13 protein-coding genes are annotated in these 15,443 nt (G+C 65.5%); 4 read left to right on the top strand and 9 right to left on the bottom strand.

Annotated elements, in window-relative coordinates; all coding sequences use genetic code 11:
- Positions 1-18: 18 nt before the first annotated feature.
- Genes ACQY39_RS05190 through ACQY39_RS05180 form a run of 3 tightly spaced genes read right to left on the bottom strand, consistent with a single transcriptional unit; the run spans position 19 to position 7,920 of the window.
- Positions 19-4,863 (bottom strand): PAS domain S-box protein, encoded by a 4,845-nt coding sequence (locus tag ACQY39_RS05190; protein WP_428504047.1) that lies wholly within the window; start codon positions 4,861-4,863, stop codon positions 19-21.
- 52 nt (positions 4,864-4,915) lie between these two features.
- A complete protein-coding gene (locus ACQY39_RS05185) occupies positions 4,916-5,917 on the bottom strand; it encodes a diguanylate cyclase domain-containing protein (RefSeq protein ID WP_428504045.1) in 1,002 nt (333 codons plus the stop codon).
- 41 nt (positions 5,918-5,958) lie between these two features.
- Positions 5,959-7,920 carry a response regulator gene (locus ACQY39_RS05180; RefSeq protein ID WP_428504043.1) on the bottom strand — a complete coding sequence of 654 codons (1,962 nt, stop codon included), beginning with the start codon at positions 7,918-7,920 and terminating at the stop codon, positions 5,959-5,961.
- Positions 7,921-8,188: 268 nt separating this feature from the next.
- On the opposite strand from ACQY39_RS05180, the gene ACQY39_RS05175 reads away from it, so the two are divergent.
- The gene (locus ACQY39_RS05175) at positions 8,189-8,434 is read left to right on the top strand and encodes a hypothetical protein (protein ID WP_428504041.1); all 246 of its coding nucleotides are present in this window, start codon (positions 8,189-8,191) and stop codon (positions 8,432-8,434) included.
- Between the two features lie 56 nt (positions 8,435-8,490).
- Entirely contained in the window at positions 8,491-9,027 is a 537-nt protein-coding gene (locus ACQY39_RS05170; protein WP_428504039.1) for a GNAT family N-acetyltransferase, read from the top strand.
- Between the two features lie 8 nt (positions 9,028-9,035).
- On the opposite strand, the gene ACQY39_RS05165 is transcribed toward ACQY39_RS05170, so the two are convergent.
- A complete protein-coding gene (locus tag ACQY39_RS05165) occupies positions 9,036-9,206 on the bottom strand; it encodes a hypothetical protein (RefSeq protein ID WP_428504037.1) in 171 nt (56 codons plus the stop codon).
- Between the two features lie 104 nt (positions 9,207-9,310).
- On the bottom strand, positions 9,311-9,634 hold the full coding sequence (locus ACQY39_RS05160; protein ID WP_428504035.1) for a hypothetical protein: 324 nt from the start codon (positions 9,632-9,634) through the stop codon (positions 9,311-9,313).
- A 283-nt stretch (positions 9,635-9,917) separates the two neighbouring features.
- On the opposite strand from ACQY39_RS05160, the gene ACQY39_RS05155 reads away from it, so the two are divergent.
- Positions 9,918-10,616 (top strand): glycine zipper 2TM domain-containing protein, encoded by a 699-nt coding sequence (locus tag ACQY39_RS05155; protein ID WP_428504033.1) that lies wholly within the window; start codon positions 9,918-9,920, stop codon positions 10,614-10,616.
- Positions 10,617-10,631: 15 nt separating this feature from the next.
- Here ACQY39_RS05155 and ACQY39_RS05150 read toward each other — a convergent pair whose 3' ends face one another.
- From ACQY39_RS05150 to ACQY39_RS05135, 4 genes are all read right to left on the bottom strand, one after another.
- Positions 10,632-11,273 (bottom strand): Crp/Fnr family transcriptional regulator, encoded by a 642-nt coding sequence (locus ACQY39_RS05150; RefSeq protein ID WP_428504031.1) that lies wholly within the window; start codon positions 11,271-11,273, stop codon positions 10,632-10,634.
- Between the two features lie 70 nt (positions 11,274-11,343).
- The gene (locus ACQY39_RS05145; protein ID WP_428504029.1) at positions 11,344-12,681 is read right to left on the bottom strand and encodes an ATP-binding protein; all 1,338 of its coding nucleotides are present in this window, start codon (positions 12,679-12,681) and stop codon (positions 11,344-11,346) included.
- A 35-nt stretch (positions 12,682-12,716) separates the two neighbouring features.
- Positions 12,717-13,409, bottom strand: a complete 693-nt coding sequence (locus tag ACQY39_RS05140) for a response regulator (protein WP_428504027.1) — start codon at positions 13,407-13,409, stop codon at positions 12,717-12,719.
- A gap of 64 nt (positions 13,410-13,473) precedes the next feature.
- A complete protein-coding gene (locus tag ACQY39_RS05135) occupies positions 13,474-14,409 on the bottom strand; it encodes a GNAT family N-acetyltransferase (RefSeq protein ID WP_428504025.1) in 936 nt (311 codons plus the stop codon).
- 73 nt (positions 14,410-14,482) lie between these two features.
- Here ACQY39_RS05135 and pyrF point away from each other — a divergent pair, with 73 nt between their 5' ends.
- Positions 14,483-15,331, top strand: coding sequence for an orotidine-5'-phosphate decarboxylase (gene pyrF, locus ACQY39_RS05130; protein ID WP_428504023.1), 849 nt, complete (start codon positions 14,483-14,485; stop codon positions 15,329-15,331).
- Positions 15,332-15,443 lie beyond the last annotated feature (112 nt).

The following is a 15,443-nucleotide window of genomic DNA, read 5'->3' as shown; positions in this document are numbered from 1 at the left end:
CACCCGGCAACGTAGAAGTTAGCTCGCAGGCAAGTCCGTGATTGCCGTGTACAGTTCCATGGCCGCATCGGCAAACTGGAGTTGCTCGATGTGCGAGCGCAAGCGCTCAAAGGCGGCCGTACCCAATGACGCCTCCAGGCCCGGAGCCAGCTCCTCGAACAGGTCGAGCGCGGAGATGTGCTGTTGCTTGAGCAATTCGAGCAGCGGCTCCATGTCTTTGCGGCTCAACACACGCGCAGCCTGCCTCGATGGGGTCGCGCTCGGACGTTTCGCCTGCTCCGCCCGCCACACCTCGACGCCTGTCGCCAACTCTTTCAGGGCGGCATTCAACACAGGAAGCAAGGCAGCAACCTGCTCGTGATCGCCTGCGCGGCATGCGGCCTCGATGTCGGTGGCGACCCGATGAACGCCCACGGCGCCCACATTGCCGGCACCGCCTCTGAGCTTGTGCACGCGGGCCGCCAACCCGTGCAGGTCTTCATCCGCGGTCAACAGCGGAAACTCTGGAAACTCTGAGACCAAGTACTTCAGCAGCGTCGCAAACAAGGCCTGATCGCCGCCCAGGCGCATCGCCACTTCCGCGCCTGCGATGCCCGGCAACTCAGGCCAGTGGCCCCAGTCCTCAGCCGCAGGTCGAGCAAGGCTGGACGCCGCCTCGCCGGGGGAAGGATGGCGCGCCTGGACACCAACACGGACATGCTTCCGGATACAGGCCACCAGCTCGTGGGGAGAAAACGGCTTGACGACAAAGTCGCTCATGCCGACCTGCTCCGCCTCCTGCCTTTGGCTGGCCAGGGCGCCGGCGGTCAAGGCCACGATGGGCAGGGTCAAGCCCAGCTGATTCCGAATCGTTCGGGTCGCCGTGAGGCCGTCCATCACGGGCATATGAACGTCCATCAGGACGATGTCGCACCCATCAGGTTGCGCCTGCAGATAAGCCACGGCCACTTGCCCGTTCACGGCCATGGCGACTTCGGCGCCCTCGCCTTCAAGAATGCGTTTGGCGACCTCCAGATTGATCTGGCTGTCGTCGGCCACCAAGATGCGAATGCCGGCCAAGGCGGACCCGGCGGAGAAGGCCCGATCGGGCTGCTGCGGTCGGTCCTGTGGCGCGCTGGCGATGGCGAAGGGCAGCTCGACCCAGAAACAGCTGCCTGTGCCCACCGCACTGTCGACGCCGACGCGCCCTCCCATCATCTCCGCCAGTTGCTTGACGATCGACAGACCCAGCCCCGTGCCGCCGAAGCGCCGCGTGATGGAGTTGTCGGCCTGCGCAAAGGGCTGAAACAGCAGCTTGGCACTGTCCGCGCTGATGCCGATGCCGGAGTCATGCACCTCAAAGCGCAGCTGGACGCAATCTGCATCGGCATCGACCACTTGGACGAGCAGACGCACACCCCCTTGTTCGGTGAACTTGATGGCATTGCCCAACAGATTGGTCAGGATCTGGTTCAGCCGGAGTGCATCGCCTTTGATATGGGCGGGCAGATTTGAAGGCATCTCCAGCGACAGGGTGATCTTCTTGAGGGCCGCCTGAGCCTGCAGCACATCGCACAGATAGTCCAGCAAGGCCGCGGGCTCGAAGACATCCATCGAGATGCTCAGCTCACCCGCCTCGATCTTGGAGAGGTCCAGCACGTCATTGATGACCCCCAGCAAACCCTTGCTGGCGCGCGTCATCTTCTGCAAGAAGTCGGCCTGTTGCACATCCAGGTGGGTCTGTTCCAGCAAATAGCCGAGCCCAATGATGGCGTTCATGGGCGTGCGGATCTCGTGGCTCATATTGGCCAGGAACTGGCTTTTGGCGAGGCTGGCCTTCTCGGCCGCCTGCTTCGCGCGCAGCAAGGCTTGCTCTTGCTCCTTCTGCGCGGTGATGTCATAGGCGATACCCAGGTATCCCAGCGGAGTGCCAGCCTGGTCAAGCATGGCGGTGACGATCAAGGAGACCAGCACCGTCGTCCCGTCTTTTCGGGTGTAGCGCCATTCGCGGGCACTCCCATGCGCCAGCGGATCCTTGAAATAGTCCCCTGCTTCGATCACGCGCCCCGCACTGGCAGACAGTTCCTGCGCTCTTTGCAGGACCTCCAGCGGATCGTGAATCAGCCCCGGAGTTTCAATGCCCACCACTTCTTGGCTGGTGTAGCCCAGCAAGCGCTCCGCTCCGCGGTTGAACACACGGATGACCAGGTCGGCATCGGTCGCAATGATGGAAACGTCGGTGGCCGAAGCCAGCACGGTTCGCAGCAAGGAAGTCGCAGACGCGAGCTCCACTTCGGACTGTTTGCGTTCCGTGATGTCCCAGTTGACGCCTACCATGCGGACGGCGGTGCCATGCTCATCTCGGTATGTTTTGGCGGCCGCACGAATGTGGCGAATGCGGCCGTCTGGATACACAACTCTGAACTCCACGTTGAAGTCCCGCAGGCCTGCGATGCAGTCGCGCAGGGCCTGCTCCGAGGCGGCTGCATCGTCGGGGTGGACGTTCTGAGACCATACGGCGTAGGGCTCTGCGTCACTCGCGCGAGTTCTTCCGTACAGCCGGTACATCTGATCGTCCCAGCGCAACACTTGGGACTGGAGCTCATATTCCCAGCAACCAATGCCTGCAGCGTCGGTGGCCAGCGCCAGGCGCTCATGAGTCGCATCCAACTGCGCGCGGGAACGCTTGCGTTCGGTGATGTCAAACCGGATCGAGATGTAGCGTTGAACCCGGCCTTGATCGTCGGCAAAAGGGGCAATGATGCTATCCACCCAGTAGAGCGAGCCATCCTTGGCCCGATTGCAGACTTCGCCGCGCCAGGCCTTGCCGCTGGCGATCGTTCGCCAGACCTCAAGCCAGAAGCCCTCTGGATGCGTGCGTGAGTTGACGATGCGGTGCGTCTGCCCGAGCAGCTCGTCCAGCGCATAACCCGAGATTTTGCAAAACGCCTCGTTGGCGTCCGTGATGATGCCCCGGGCATCGGCGACCGAAACAATCGCATGCTGGTGGATCGTCTGAAGCAAGAACTCGTTGTCGCGCTGCGCGGCGGCAGCCTGCCTGCGCGTCTCAGTGAGTTCAGTCACGTCGTGCACCAGCACATAGAAGCCGCGCACCTCGCCATCAACGAAATCGGGCAGGTAATGCGCCAGCGAATGCCTTGAACCGGGTCCGCCGGGCCGCGGAAGGTCACGCTCGAAGGTCTGGGCTTCGCCGCTCAGAGCCGCCTCAATGAAGGGGCGGTTGCGCTCGAACAGCTCGGAACCCAGCAGTTCCTGCATGGTCTTGCCCGTCAGGGCCTCCGGCGAGACACCAAACCAGTCTTGATACGCCTTGTTCGCAAAGCGGTTGCGCAAGCCGGCGTCCCAGTAGCCCACCATGGACGGCAGCGCATCCAGGATGGTGCGCAGGTCTCGCTTGGCTGCCTCCAAGCCGGCCGTGCGTTCCGCGACCGTCGCCTCCAGTTGCTGCGCCAGCGTTTGCAGGCCGCGCTCGGCAGCCTTGCGCTCGCTGTTGTCGCGAATCGTCTTGGCCAGCCCGATGACGCGCCCGCCGAGGTCTCGAACCGGAACGACCGACACGGTGACGTCCAGCTCTCGCCCATCACGGGTGCGGCGCACCGTGTCATAGGCTGCCACCACTCCATTCTGGGCGATTCTTTCCAGTGTTTCCCCCTGGCCCAGGGTCCCATCGCTGGCTGGCAGCAGGATGTCCATCGGCTGACCCAGCACGTCCTCGGCGGCGAAGCCGAAAATGGCTTGTGCCGCGGGGTTCCAGCTGGTGATCTTGCCGTCCAAGCTCGCACCGATGATGGCGTCGGATGAAGACTCGACCAGCGCGGCGCGATGGGCCTGTTCGGCCAGCAATTCAGCGTCTCGCCGGGCGGCCTGGCTGAGCAGCCAGGCCACAGCCGCCAGCAAGAGGGTCAGCCCTGCACCGCCCGCAGCCAGCAAGCCCGGCGAGAGCAAGCGAAGCGAAGCGACAAAAGCCGGCGTGGCACGAACTTCAGCGATCCACTCCCGGCCATAGATCTGGATCGGCCGGTGGGCCACTGCCACTGCCGGGCGGGCCTCGCCATCGGGCTGTGTGCTGTAGAACGGGGGCACCTCCTGGTCGGCCGATGCCCCGGTTCGGTCCCGCAAGGTCAGCGTGTAATCGCCGTTCGGAGCATCGAGGGTGAGCAAGACATCTTCAATGGACAAGGGCGCATACGCCCAGCCCTTTGTGGCCGCTTCGCGCGCCGCCGGGGAGCCCAGCTCGGCATCGTTCTGATACACCGGCAGCAGAAGCAGAAAGGATTGTTTGGGCTTGCCCTGCGCCTGGACGAGTGTGATCGGGCCGGTCAGGATGGGGCCATCCTGCCGTATGGCGCGCAGCGCCGCCTCTCGACGATTGGCTTCAGAAGCGATGTCGAGCCCGATGGCAGCGGCATTGCGCTCTGCCGGCTCGATGTACTGGATGATGAAACGGTCGCCGCTGTGCGCTTCAAACTGCCTGATGCTGAAGTCGGGCTTGCCATCGCGACGGGCTGCCGCCAGGAAGCTGGCTTCGTCAGCCGGCGCCACACGCCGGATATAGCCAAAGCCGCGCGCTCCGGGAAACTCTTCATCAATCTTGCGCGACTTCGCATAACGAAGAAACCCAGCGCGCGAGATCTGGTCAGGCCCGGCGCTGATGACTGCACCGCGAGCGCCTCGCAAGCCGAAGGCATAACGAGTCATGGCATTGGAAACGCCTCCCGAAACCTGCTCCGTCAATCGCGCAAAGGCCTCATCGATGGTGCGCTGGTTGCGCTGCACCTGCCACGCCGCAGCGACCGCTGTGAGCAGCAGACCGATCAAAACGACACCAAGCACGGCCTGCGGCACGCGTGGAACTGACTTCATCGGTGCATCCCCTGTCTCTCGCGTCGCGCCATTCGACAAGCGGCATGGCCGCCTAATTGGCGGCCGTGAACTCCACGCTGGATGGAGCCTCGTCCAGGTCCCCCACATCCAATCGGTAGGCCCGGGCGCGACCGGCCACCTTGGCAGCATATAGCGCCCGGTCTGCAGCGCGGGTCAAATCTTCGGCCGACAGTGGCAGCGCCAGGACAGCCAGCTCGCGTGACTCGTTACCGCCGGGCTGCCACCCTGGGCTTTCCGCGTCGTAGATGCCCAGACCCACACTCACCGTGACATGGTTTGCCGTCAAGGAGGCTGCGTGGGGCAGGCCAAGGTCGGCAATCACGGCCAGAACGCGCGACGCCATATGCATGCCGCCGGCCCGCGCCGTCTTCGGCATCAGCAACACGAACTCTTCCCCGCCATAGCGCGCGACCATGTCGCCGGGCCTGAGGCAGACCGCGCGCAGAGCTTGCGCCACGCGCATCAGACAGGCGTCGCCGGCCGGATGCCCGTAGCAGTCATTGAACAGCTTGAAGTGATCGACATCGATCATCATCAAACACAAGGCTTCTCCGGCGCGTCGGCAGCGTGCCCACTCCACCTGCAGCACCTCGTCAAATCGCCCGCGATTGGGGACCTGGGTGAGGGCGTCGGTGGTCGCAACCCGGTGCAGTTCGCTGGTGGCTTGGGCCAATCGCAGCTGGGTACGAACACGCGCCAGCAGCAAGACCGGGCTGACCGGTTTGGCGATGAAATCCGCAGCCCCAAGGTCAAAGCCCGTGACCTGGAAGTCTTCGGTTGCATGGCTGGTGACAAACACGACCGGAATCTCTGCCGTGACCGGGTTGGACTTGAGGATCTGGCACAGCTCAAAACCGCCCATGCCAGGCATCTCGGAGTCCAAGACGATGACGCTGGGCGCCTGCTCATGAATGAGCCGAAGCGCATCCTGCCCGCTGGTCGCGAACTGAATCGCTCCGAGATCCATCAGCACGTTCGACATCAAACGGATCGACGACAGATCGTCGTCCACGAGGAGAATTTTTTGCGGCATCGTGCAGGCCTATCAAAAGCGCTGGTGCGAAGAACAGCCGTTCAAGTGGGGCTGGAGGGCAAGGTGATGGAGAAGCAGCTGCCCTCGTCAATACGGCTCGTCACCTCGATGCGTCCTCCCATGGCGGCCACGAGTTGCTGAGTGACCACCAGGCCAAGGCCCGTGCCCGGTGTTGAGGAATGCTGGCGACCGAGCCGATTGAAAGGCTCGAAGAGATGTTCACACTGCGCGACGTCCATGCCCAGGCCCTCGTCCCGGACGCTGATCTTGACAAGCCCCGCTTGCCGATCGGGCGAGATCGTCAGCTCGACGCAGCCCCCCTTGCGGTTGTATTTGACGGCGTTGCTCAGCAGATTGACCAGGCACTGCTGGAGCCGCTGGGCGTCCGCCATCACGCGCAGCCCCTCGCTGCAGGGCCCTTTGCGAAGCTCCACTTCGCCCTGCTCGGCCAGGCTCGACACCTCCCGCAAGGAGCGGTCTGCCACAGCCACCACATCGACCGGCGCAATCTCGACGCCGACCTGACCCCGCTCCTGATGTTCGAGGTCCACCAGGTCGCGCATCAGTGCCTTGAGTTGCTCGCCGCTCGCCCGGATCATTTCGACTCGGCGTGCTTGCGCTGCCGTCAAGGGAGACTGCTCGTCAGCTTGCAGCAACTGTGCGCAGCCGAGCATGCCATTCAAGGGATTGCCCATTTCGTGCGCGATGTAGGCCTGCATCATGGCCCGGGTCCGGCTCGTGGCTTCGGCCACGGCGCGCGCCCTGGACTCTGCCTCCAACTGCTCGCGCACGCTGAGGTCTCGCAACACCAGGGTGGTCAACTCCAGCAAGCCACAGCCCACGCGTGAAACTGACACTTCCAGGGGCACAGCGGCGCCATCTGGGCGGCTGAGTGACAAGTTTTGGCCGGTGGCTGCTGGCTGCGCCGCGGCCAGCTCGGCCAGCTCGGCCAGCTCGGGGCCAAGCAGCTCAGCAATGAGACGCCCCTCGGCACTCCTGTGATCGACATGAAACATACGCCCCGCGGCGACATTCATCAAAACCACATAACCTGTACTGTCCACGGTGACGATGGCATCCGATGCGCCTTCGATCACCGCACCGATGCGCTCGGTGGCCAGGCGATGCCCCTGCTGGGCCGCGGCAAACAGCTCGGCGTCGGCGCGGCGCTTCAAGTCCAGCAAATTGCGCACCCGCGCCTTCAAGACAGCGTGCGAATAGGGCTTGGAGATGAAGTCGGCCGCGCCCAACTCAAGCGCCTTCGTCTCGCTCGATGGGTCCGAGAACTGGGTGACGAAGACCACCGGCACATGGAGCTGAGCCGGGCGGGCCTTCAATGCTTTGCAGACTTCAAACCCATCCATTTCGGGCATGCTGGCATCGAGCAAAACAATGTCCGGGAGCCATGAGTCCGCGAGCGCCAAGGCCTCCTGACCCGACTGGACGGCGCGCACCTCGCCCATCCCGTGCAACGAGTACCTCAACACTTCGATGGCGCTCTCATCGTCGTCCACCGCGAGCAGCTTGAGTGGGCCCGAGCTGCTCATGGGCGAGGGCGAGGGCGAGGGCGAGGGCGAGGGCCCGGGCCTCTGCGCAGCCCTTTCAAGCAGGGAGCGCTTGAGCAGCGCGGCGTTTCTGAGCAGGGCCTGAGCGCGAGCCAGCAGTTGCTCCGGATTCACGGGCTTGCAGATGAAATCAGCAGCGCCCAGTTGCAGCAGCTTGATCCGGGTTTCGTTCGAATCATCGCTGGTCACGATCATGACCGGAACATCAGCGAGCAGGGGGTCGCTCCGGATCAGGCTACAAAGCTGGTCGCCGGAGAGCCCGGGCATCTTCATGTCCGCGATGACGAGGTCGGGCGGATCGGCGCGCGCCAACAGCAAAGCCTGGGCGCCCGAAGTCGCGAGCCGTTGATTGCTGAACTCACCGAGCATGCGACTCAGCAGTCGCAAATTGCCCGGATCATCATCGACCAAGAGTAGCCGAGCCTGTTTGATATCCATTTCGCTCCCCTAGCTGCACCTGCGTCAAGCCACGAACCCAGCGAGGGGAACGGTTTAGACATTGCAGCAGGATGCTGCGCCGATTGTGGCCGCAATCGACACCCGCACATGAACGATATGCAGGCCTAACGAATCAGCCCCGGTGGCTGCGCCTCGCGCGGATGCCATCGGCAGGTGCCGGCCCGGCGTCAACCGGAATCAAGCTGCGACGTTCTGGAATCAGCTGCTCGTACATCCTGAGCCGCACGTTCCCAAGAAAGCCCCAAGCATGACCACGCTGACCCTCACCTTCAACGGCGCACCGCGCCAAGCTCGCCAGGCCCTGGGTGAACTGCTCTTGCGCTTCAAGAGCGCCTATTTCGTCGAGCGCAGCAACACCGAGTTCCTGGTCACCGCCGATGACGCCACGGCCACCGAGCTGGCCCGGCAAGAGCTTTGGTCGAGCGCCGTCGCCCACGGCGAAGCAGGCGGTAGCGCGAACACCGGCTCAGTCGCCCGCAAGCGCACGCACTGAGTGAAGGAACGGCGGCAGCGGCTAAGCTGAGCGCTTGCACTCCTGCCCTTCCCCCAATGCCCAAAGCAGCACTCTGCGGCCTCACCATCCCCAGTTTCGAATCCGAGCGCCTGCGCCTGCGGCCCTTTGCCGAAGCTGATTTCGAAGGCATGGCCCGTTTCTTCGCCAGTCCCGTGTCGGCCACCTACGGCGGCCCCTGCGGCCGCGACGAGGCGTGGCGCAAATTCGCGGCCTACTTCGGCCACTGGGCTTTGCGCGGCTACGGACCCTGGGCGCTGGAGCGCAAGTCAGACGGTGTGTTTCTGGGCCTGTCCGGGCTCTGGTTCCCGGAAGGCTGGGTGGAGCCCGAGATCACCTGGGCCCTGCTTCCCGAAGCCCAGGGCCAGGGCTATGCCACCGAGGCCGCCCGCGCCGCCCTGCGCGCGGCCTACAGCCATTTTGGCTGGCACACCGCGGTCAGCGTGATCGCGTCCGGCAACCATGCGTCTGCGCAAGTAGCCCAACGCGTCGGTGCGAGGCTGGAACGTGTGATCCCGTTTCGCGGCGGCGAGGGGCTGGTGTACCGGCACCCGGAGCCGGAGGCGCTGCTGTGAACGCGAGCTCAAGCCGCGCCGCGAGGCCTGGGCATTACCAATGACATGTGCACCTTGCCCTTGAGGCCGGCTTCGGTGCGAATCGCCTCCGCCTGAATGCCCCAGGTGACAAAGCCCACCGAGCGATACAGCCGAAGTGCGGGCTCATTGCCCTCAGTCAGGGTCAGGTTCAAAGACAAGATGTTCGGTCGCGAAAACGCGGCCCATGCCTGGTTTTACGGAATTTTTTGCTGACGCTGAACACTCACGAAGGTCTGCAGCACACCACAGCTTTGTTCAAGGCCTAGGAAATGCTGATCCGAAACTCGGATGCGATCTCCTGGTCGGCCTCGGCGGGCAGGCATTCATAGCGCAAAACGGCCGCGGCAACGGCGCGTCGGAAACTCTCGGGGCCCTTTCCTTCCACCTTGATCTGCTCGATGCTGCCGTCGGCCTTCAAAAGAAACCGCGCGGTGAGCAAGAACTCACCGTTAGGCAAACTGCGGTAATCGAGCTGAGGTGGCGGCTTGACCGGGCAGCGCCCCGAGTCGAGCTTGACCGGCACGGCATTGGCGCCGAGGCAAAACGCGACCGACGCCATGGCAGCGGTGAAAACTCGGAAGATCATCCCAAAGCTCCCTGAAAGTCTGGTTGTTTTCTGACGTGGCGAGTATCGCTCAGGCCCTTTTCTTGAACCTTTGCTCTGCGCTGTACCGCTTCGCGAGACAGAAGGGCCGACTTGAAAGGCCAAGGTAGCCCACGGATTTGCGATCCCGACGCGACCTGCGCACTCTGCAAGCGCAGGCTGTCACAGTTGGTCAAACTCGGCGCACGCAAGCGCTACAGACTTTCAGGTCGAGGTTTTTGACAATGCTGTTCATCGACACAACAGCTTCAACGGAGACCTCACCATGCACGCCCTGGCCACCACCCTCAGCCCCTTCCAGCGCAAGTTCAACAGCCGCCGCGCCCGCCCCGAGGCACGCCCGCTGCAGCAGCTGTCGGCCCTGGCTGAGCAAAGCATCGCCGAACGCAGCCCGGCCCAGAACATCGCCGCCAGCACCCTGGCACTGGGCTTGAGCGCCGTGCTGTTCGCCGGCCTGCCGGCCGAGGTGCGCGCCCAATCCCTGGGCCCTCAGGCAAACAGCAGCACCCTGGTGCGGGTGATCTCGTCGACCCCGAATCTGGAGCGCATCACCGAGACGCGTCAGCAATGCAGCTATGAAACCCAGCAGGTGGTGCAGCCGCCCGTGGCCAGCCAGGCCGGCATGAGCGGCACCGGCGGCGCGGTGCTCGGCGCCCTGGCTGGTGGTCTGCTGGCCAGCCAGATCGGCAAGGGCAATGGCAAGCATGTGGCCATCGCCGCCGGCAGCGCCACCGGCGCCCTGATCGGCAAAAGCATGGCCGAACCCTCAGGCTCGACGGCGAGCTATCCCAGCTACAGCCAGCAGCAGGTGCAGGTCTGCCGCCCGCTCAGCGTGCAGCGCGAGCAGGTGCGCGACTACACAGTGCGCTATGAGCACCAAGGTCAGGAATACCAGGTGCAACTGCCGCAACAACCGGGTCAATGGTTGAAGCTGAACATCAGCCACAGCGTCCAGCCCGTTTGAGGCTGCGCCAGGAGATCACCAACCCGGCGGCAGTTTCTTCAGCAAGACCATGCGCCGGCCCTGGCGCTCAATATAGCCACCCTTGACCAGCTGTTGCAGGATGCGGCTGATCATTTCGCGCGAAGCGCCGACGCGTTCGGCCAGGTCTTGCTGGGTGAGCTTGTGCGGCACGACCAGGCGGCCGCTGGCATCGGGCTCGGCCATTTCCTGCAGCAACTTGGCCAGGCGCGAGTAGACGTCGTCCAGGGCCAGGCTCTTGACGCTGTCGGTCGCGCGACGCAGCAGGCCGATCAGGTGGCGAATCAGGTGCAGGGCGAAATCGGGGTGCTGGCCCAGGAAGGCACGCATCTCGGCGCCCCGCACCAGCACGCAGTGAACCGGCTCCAGGCTCTGCACCGAGGCCGAGCGGGGCGATCCGTCCAGGCTCAGCTCGCCGAAATACTCGCCCGGGCCCAGGGTGTTGTAGACCACCTCTCGACCCTTGGCGTCGGTGCCGAACACCTTCACCCGCCCCGAGAGCAGGATGTAGAAAGCGTCGGTGGTGTCGCCTTCGCGCAGCAAGGTGCTCAGGGCCGGAAACGCGCGCACATCGCCGCGGCGGGCAATCTCGCGCAGCATTTCGTCCTGCAGCACGTCGGTGTAGGGGCTCAACATCATGGTCGGGTCAGGTGTGGATTCCGGGCTGGGTTCGGTCGACCGTTCGGGCCTTTGCGCAAACGGTCCGGCGCTATTCTCTGTCAGGCCAGCGCATCAGCAGGCGAGCACCGGCCAGTTGGGGCGCTTTCTGCATCAAGGCCTGGCCACCATGGGCTTCGGCGACGCGGCGCACGATCGCCAGACCGAGGCCAAAACCACGGCTGCCGCGCTCCTTGGGACCGTCCAGGCGCTTGAAGGGCGTGAACACAGCCTCGCGCTGGGCCTCGGGCACGCCCTCACCATCATCGTCCACGGCCAGGCAGATCTGGCCGCTTTCGTCCAACCAGGCCGACAGACGAATCTGCTCGCGCGCATGGCGGGCCGCATTGCGCAGGCCATTGCGCAAGGCATAGGGCAGCAGGCGGGCATCGAAGCGCAAGGGCCGCGGCCCGAGACGGATGTCGGTGCTGAGCTGCTTGCCGTCCAAGAGGGGAGCCAGGCTGGCCGCCTCCTGCGCCAGCAGGCGGCCCAGGTCGCCGGGCGCGCAGGCCACTTCGAGCGCCCCCATGTCCAGGCGGGCCAGCATCAGGCTGGCGTCGATCAAGGCGTCGAGCTCGTCGATGTCACGCTCGCAGGCCTGCACCGCCAGCTCGCGGCGGCCGGCATCGTCCTCGTCCACCAGCGCGTCAATGGCAAACCGCAGCCGTGCCAACGGCGTGCGCAACTCATGCGAGACCGCGCCGGTCAGTTCGCGCTGGGTGGCCAGTGCCATGGCCAGTCGCTCCAGCGTGGCGCGGGCGCCGGCGGCCAAGGGGGCAAACAAGCGGCTCTCGGGCTCGCGAATGGTGATGTCAAAGCGGCCGGCCGTCATGCCCTCGGCCGCCTGCTGCAGGGCACGCATATCGCGCCAAACCGGGCGCAACAGCCAGGCCGCCAGCCCAAACACCGCCAGACCCAGCAGCAGCGAAGCCGCCAGCTGCAGCCAGAGCTCGCGCGGCACTTGCAGATGACCGGCCGGGTGGCCGTCGGCATTCAGCGGCCCGAGCAGCAAGACCTGACCCCCGGCTTCGTTCAGCCCGGGCAGGGAGGCATAGATGCGCCGGTTGAAGCCTTGCACCACCAGCTCGCCACGGCTCAAAGTCACCAGATCTTCGGGCCGCAGCCCGGCCGCGGGCACCAGGGTGACCGGATAGGCAAACAACTGGTCCAGCACCTGCACCCGGCGGGCGCGCTGCTCGGGCGCCAGCGGCGCCAGCTCGTGCTGCAGCATGTCCACCGTGCCGCGCATGAAGCGGCGCACATAGTCGTCGGTCACGCCGTCCACGGCCAAGAGCAGCAGGCCTTGGACCAGCAGCACCAGGGCCAGCACCGACACACCGAGGCCCAGGGCGACCCGGGTCATGGGGGAACGGATGTTCAAGGCGGGCATGGCGGGTCAGCGCGCAGGGTCTGCCGCTGGGTCACTCAATCACGCGCGAACAGATAGCCCTGGCCGCGCACGGTCTTGATGCGCTCGGCGGCCTGGGCGTCGTCGCCGATCTTCTTGCGCAGGCGCGAGACGCGGGCGTCGATGGCGCGGTCCAGGCCGTCGAACTCCAGGCCGCGCAGGCCTTGCATGATGTCGTCGCGGCTGACCACCTGGCCGGCCCGCTCGGCCAGAAAGAGCAGCAGCTCGTACTCGGCCGTGGTCAGCTCGACCCGCTCGCCGCCGCGCAGCACATCGCGCGCCGCGGGGCGGATCAGCAACTCGCCGAAGCGCAGGTCGGCATCTTCGACCGCCTCGCCGGCCACGGCCACTTCTCGGCGCAGCAAGGCCTTGAGGCGGGCCAGCAGCACGCGCGGCGCCACTGGCTTGGTGATGTAGTCATCCGCGCCGCCCTCCAGGCCCAGGACCTGGTCGATGTCGTCATCGCGCGCAGTCAACATAACGATGCGGCCCGAGAACACCGGCCGCACATCGCGCAGCACATCGAAGCCGTCCTTGCCGGGCAGGTGGCCGTCCAGCAGCACCACGTCGAAGGGCTGTTCGCGCATCAGGCGCTCGCCCTCGGGGCCGGTGGCGGCCAGGCTGACCTCGTAGCCGGCCTTGCGCAGTGCCTCGGCCACCAGTTCGGCCAGGCGTTCGTCGTCTTCCACGAGCAGGATGGAGGAGGCCATAGTTCAGGGGGTCATGTCTTGACAGCCCGCAGTGTAGCCAGCGGCATGCCGGACTGAGCGTCACTCAGTGGGTGTCTTGCCAGGCCATGGCGGCGATCTTCCAGCGCCGGCCCGGCTTGACCAGTTGCACGGTCTTTTCGCCCGCACCCTCGAAAGGTGCGCCGTCGAGGATGCCGCTCTTGCGGTAGCGCAACCAGACCTGGGCGACCCGGCCGCTGATCTGCACCTGCTGCTCGGTCACCCATTCGGAAAACTCCTGCAGACGGCCGCCCTGGGCGAGCAGCAGGGCGCGCGGCTCAATGAAGTCGCGCACGCTCATGCGCTCCACGCCGGCCGGCTCGCCGGGCGCATTGGCGCGGCTGAGCACGGCCTCGGGCAGCAGAAAGAAAGGCAGAGCCGCCAGCGGCGCCAGGCGGCCGACGCGGTTGTCGAAGACGGCAAAGAAGCGCGCCAGCAGGTCCCGCACCTGGCCCTCATCGCTGAGCCGCCCGGCCTCGCCCGCACCGTAGAGATGGCTGGGCTCGGGGTTCTCGCCCAGGGGGCCGGTGGACAGCAGGTGCATGCCGATGTCCTTCAGTACCGCGCCCGAATCTTCATTGAAAGTGGCCGTGGTGCCGAACAGCAGGGGCTCGCCCAGCACCTCATGGGCATAAGCACGGCAAGCGCGGGCCGCCTCGCGCGCATAGCCGGCGCCCTCATAGCGCGGCAGCAGGGCATAGCCGATGTCGGGCGCCTGCAGGTGATCGCGCTGCAAGAGGCCGCACATGCCCACCACCACGCCGTCACTGAGCCGCTCCATGGCCCAGAGACCCAGGCCCTGCGGCCAGTACCAGTTGTAGAGCTTGGCCGCCATCCAGTCATGGGCGGCGGCCATGTCGCTGACGCCGGGATCGCTGATATTGCGCTTCCAGCCGGCCTCGTTGATCTGCTCCAGCACATAGGGCGCATCGGCGGGCTCGAACCAGCGCAAGCTCAGTCTCTCGGTCTTCAACACCTGCATGATGGCGCTCCCGGATTGAAAAATTGGACAATATGCCACCCAGCCCCGCCACCACCTCAAGGTCATAGCCCCCATGAACTTCATCCAGCAACTGCACGCCGCACAAACCCTGAACGACTCGCTGCTGTGTGTGGGCCTGGACCCGGAACCGAACAAGTTCCCGGGCGCCTGGAAAGGCGATGCCTCGCGCATCTATGACTTCTGCTCGGCCATCGTCGACGCGACCAAGGACCTGGTGATCGCCTTCAAGCCGCAGATCGCCTACTTCGCCGCCCACCGCGCCGAGGACCAGCTGGAGCAGCTGATGGCCCACATCAAGCGCGTGGCGCCGGGCGTGCCCGTCATCCTCGACGCCAAGCGCGGTGACATCGGCTCGACCGCCGAGCAGTATGCCCGCGAGGCCTTCGAGCGCTACCAGGCCGATGCTGTCACGCTCTCGCCCTTCATGGGCTTCGACTCGATTGAGCCCTATCTGCGCTACCCGGACAAGGGCGCCATCCTGCTCTGCCGCACGTCGAACCCCGGCGGCAGCGATTGGCAGAACCAGCGCCTGGCCGATGTGGCCGGCCAGCCGCGCCTGTACGAGCATCTGGCCCGTTTGGCTCAGACCGACTGGAACCAGAACGGCCAGCTGGGCCTGGTGGTGGGCGCCACCTACCCGGCCGAGATCGCCCGCGTGCGCGAGCTGGCGCCGACCCTGCCTCTCTTGATACCGGGCGTGGGCGCCCAGGGCGGCGACGCCGAGGCCACGGTCAAGGCCGGCTGGCGCGCCGGCGTCGGTGGCCGCGAGGGCCAGGGCGGCCCCATCATCGTCAGCAGCTCGCGCGCGGTGCTTTATGCCAGCGCCGGTGAAGACTTTGCCGCCGCGGCCCGCCGCGTCGCTGTTGCGACACGCGAAACCCTGAACGCCGCCCGCCGCTGAGCCTCGGCGGCAGGGCTGCCACTTCCTGCACACTTTGCGCCCGGCCATGCACCGGCGGCGAAATAGCGCGGTTTTACCCGTGCAGTCCCGATGTTCAGGCGCCCCGGAGTCG

It is taken from the genome of Roseateles sp., assembly GCF_965262435.1.
Lineage (GTDB): Bacteria > Pseudomonadota > Gammaproteobacteria > Burkholderiales > Burkholderiaceae_C > Paucibacter_A.
Note: the sequence above shows the minus strand (reverse complement) of the source record. Positions and strands in the feature narration are given on the sequence as shown.

Excerpts from the sequence above, each read along its gene's own strand:
- ACQY39_RS05190 (WP_428504047.1), bottom strand. The coding sequence starts at position 4,863 with ATGAAGTCAGTTCCACGCGTGCCGCAGGCCGTGCTTGGTGTCGTTTTG.
- ACQY39_RS05185 (WP_428504045.1), bottom strand. The coding sequence starts at position 5,917 with ATGCCGCAAAAAATTCTCCTCGTGGACGACGATCTGTCGTCGATCCGT.
- ACQY39_RS05180 (WP_428504043.1), bottom strand. The coding sequence starts at position 7,920 with ATGGATATCAAACAGGCTCGGCTACTCTTGGTCGATGATGATCCGGGC.
- ACQY39_RS05175 (WP_428504041.1), top strand. The coding sequence starts at position 8,189 with ATGACCACGCTGACCCTCACCTTCAACGGCGCACCGCGCCAAGCTCGC.
- ACQY39_RS05170 (WP_428504039.1), top strand. The coding sequence starts at position 8,491 with ATGCCCAAAGCAGCACTCTGCGGCCTCACCATCCCCAGTTTCGAATCC.
- ACQY39_RS05160 (WP_428504035.1), bottom strand. The coding sequence starts at position 9,634 with ATGATCTTCCGAGTTTTCACCGCTGCCATGGCGTCGGTCGCGTTTTGC.
- ACQY39_RS05155 (WP_428504033.1), top strand. The coding sequence starts at position 9,918 with ATGCACGCCCTGGCCACCACCCTCAGCCCCTTCCAGCGCAAGTTCAAC.
- ACQY39_RS05150 (WP_428504031.1), bottom strand. The coding sequence starts at position 11,273 with ATGATGTTGAGCCCCTACACCGACGTGCTGCAGGACGAAATGCTGCGC.
- ACQY39_RS05145 (WP_428504029.1), bottom strand. The coding sequence starts at position 12,681 with ATGCCCGCCTTGAACATCCGTTCCCCCATGACCCGGGTCGCCCTGGGC.
- ACQY39_RS05140 (WP_428504027.1), bottom strand. The coding sequence starts at position 13,409 with ATGGCCTCCTCCATCCTGCTCGTGGAAGACGACGAACGCCTGGCCGAA.
- ACQY39_RS05135 (WP_428504025.1), bottom strand. The coding sequence starts at position 14,409 with ATGCAGGTGTTGAAGACCGAGAGACTGAGCTTGCGCTGGTTCGAGCCC.
- pyrF (WP_428504023.1), top strand. The coding sequence starts at position 14,483 with ATGAACTTCATCCAGCAACTGCACGCCGCACAAACCCTGAACGACTCG.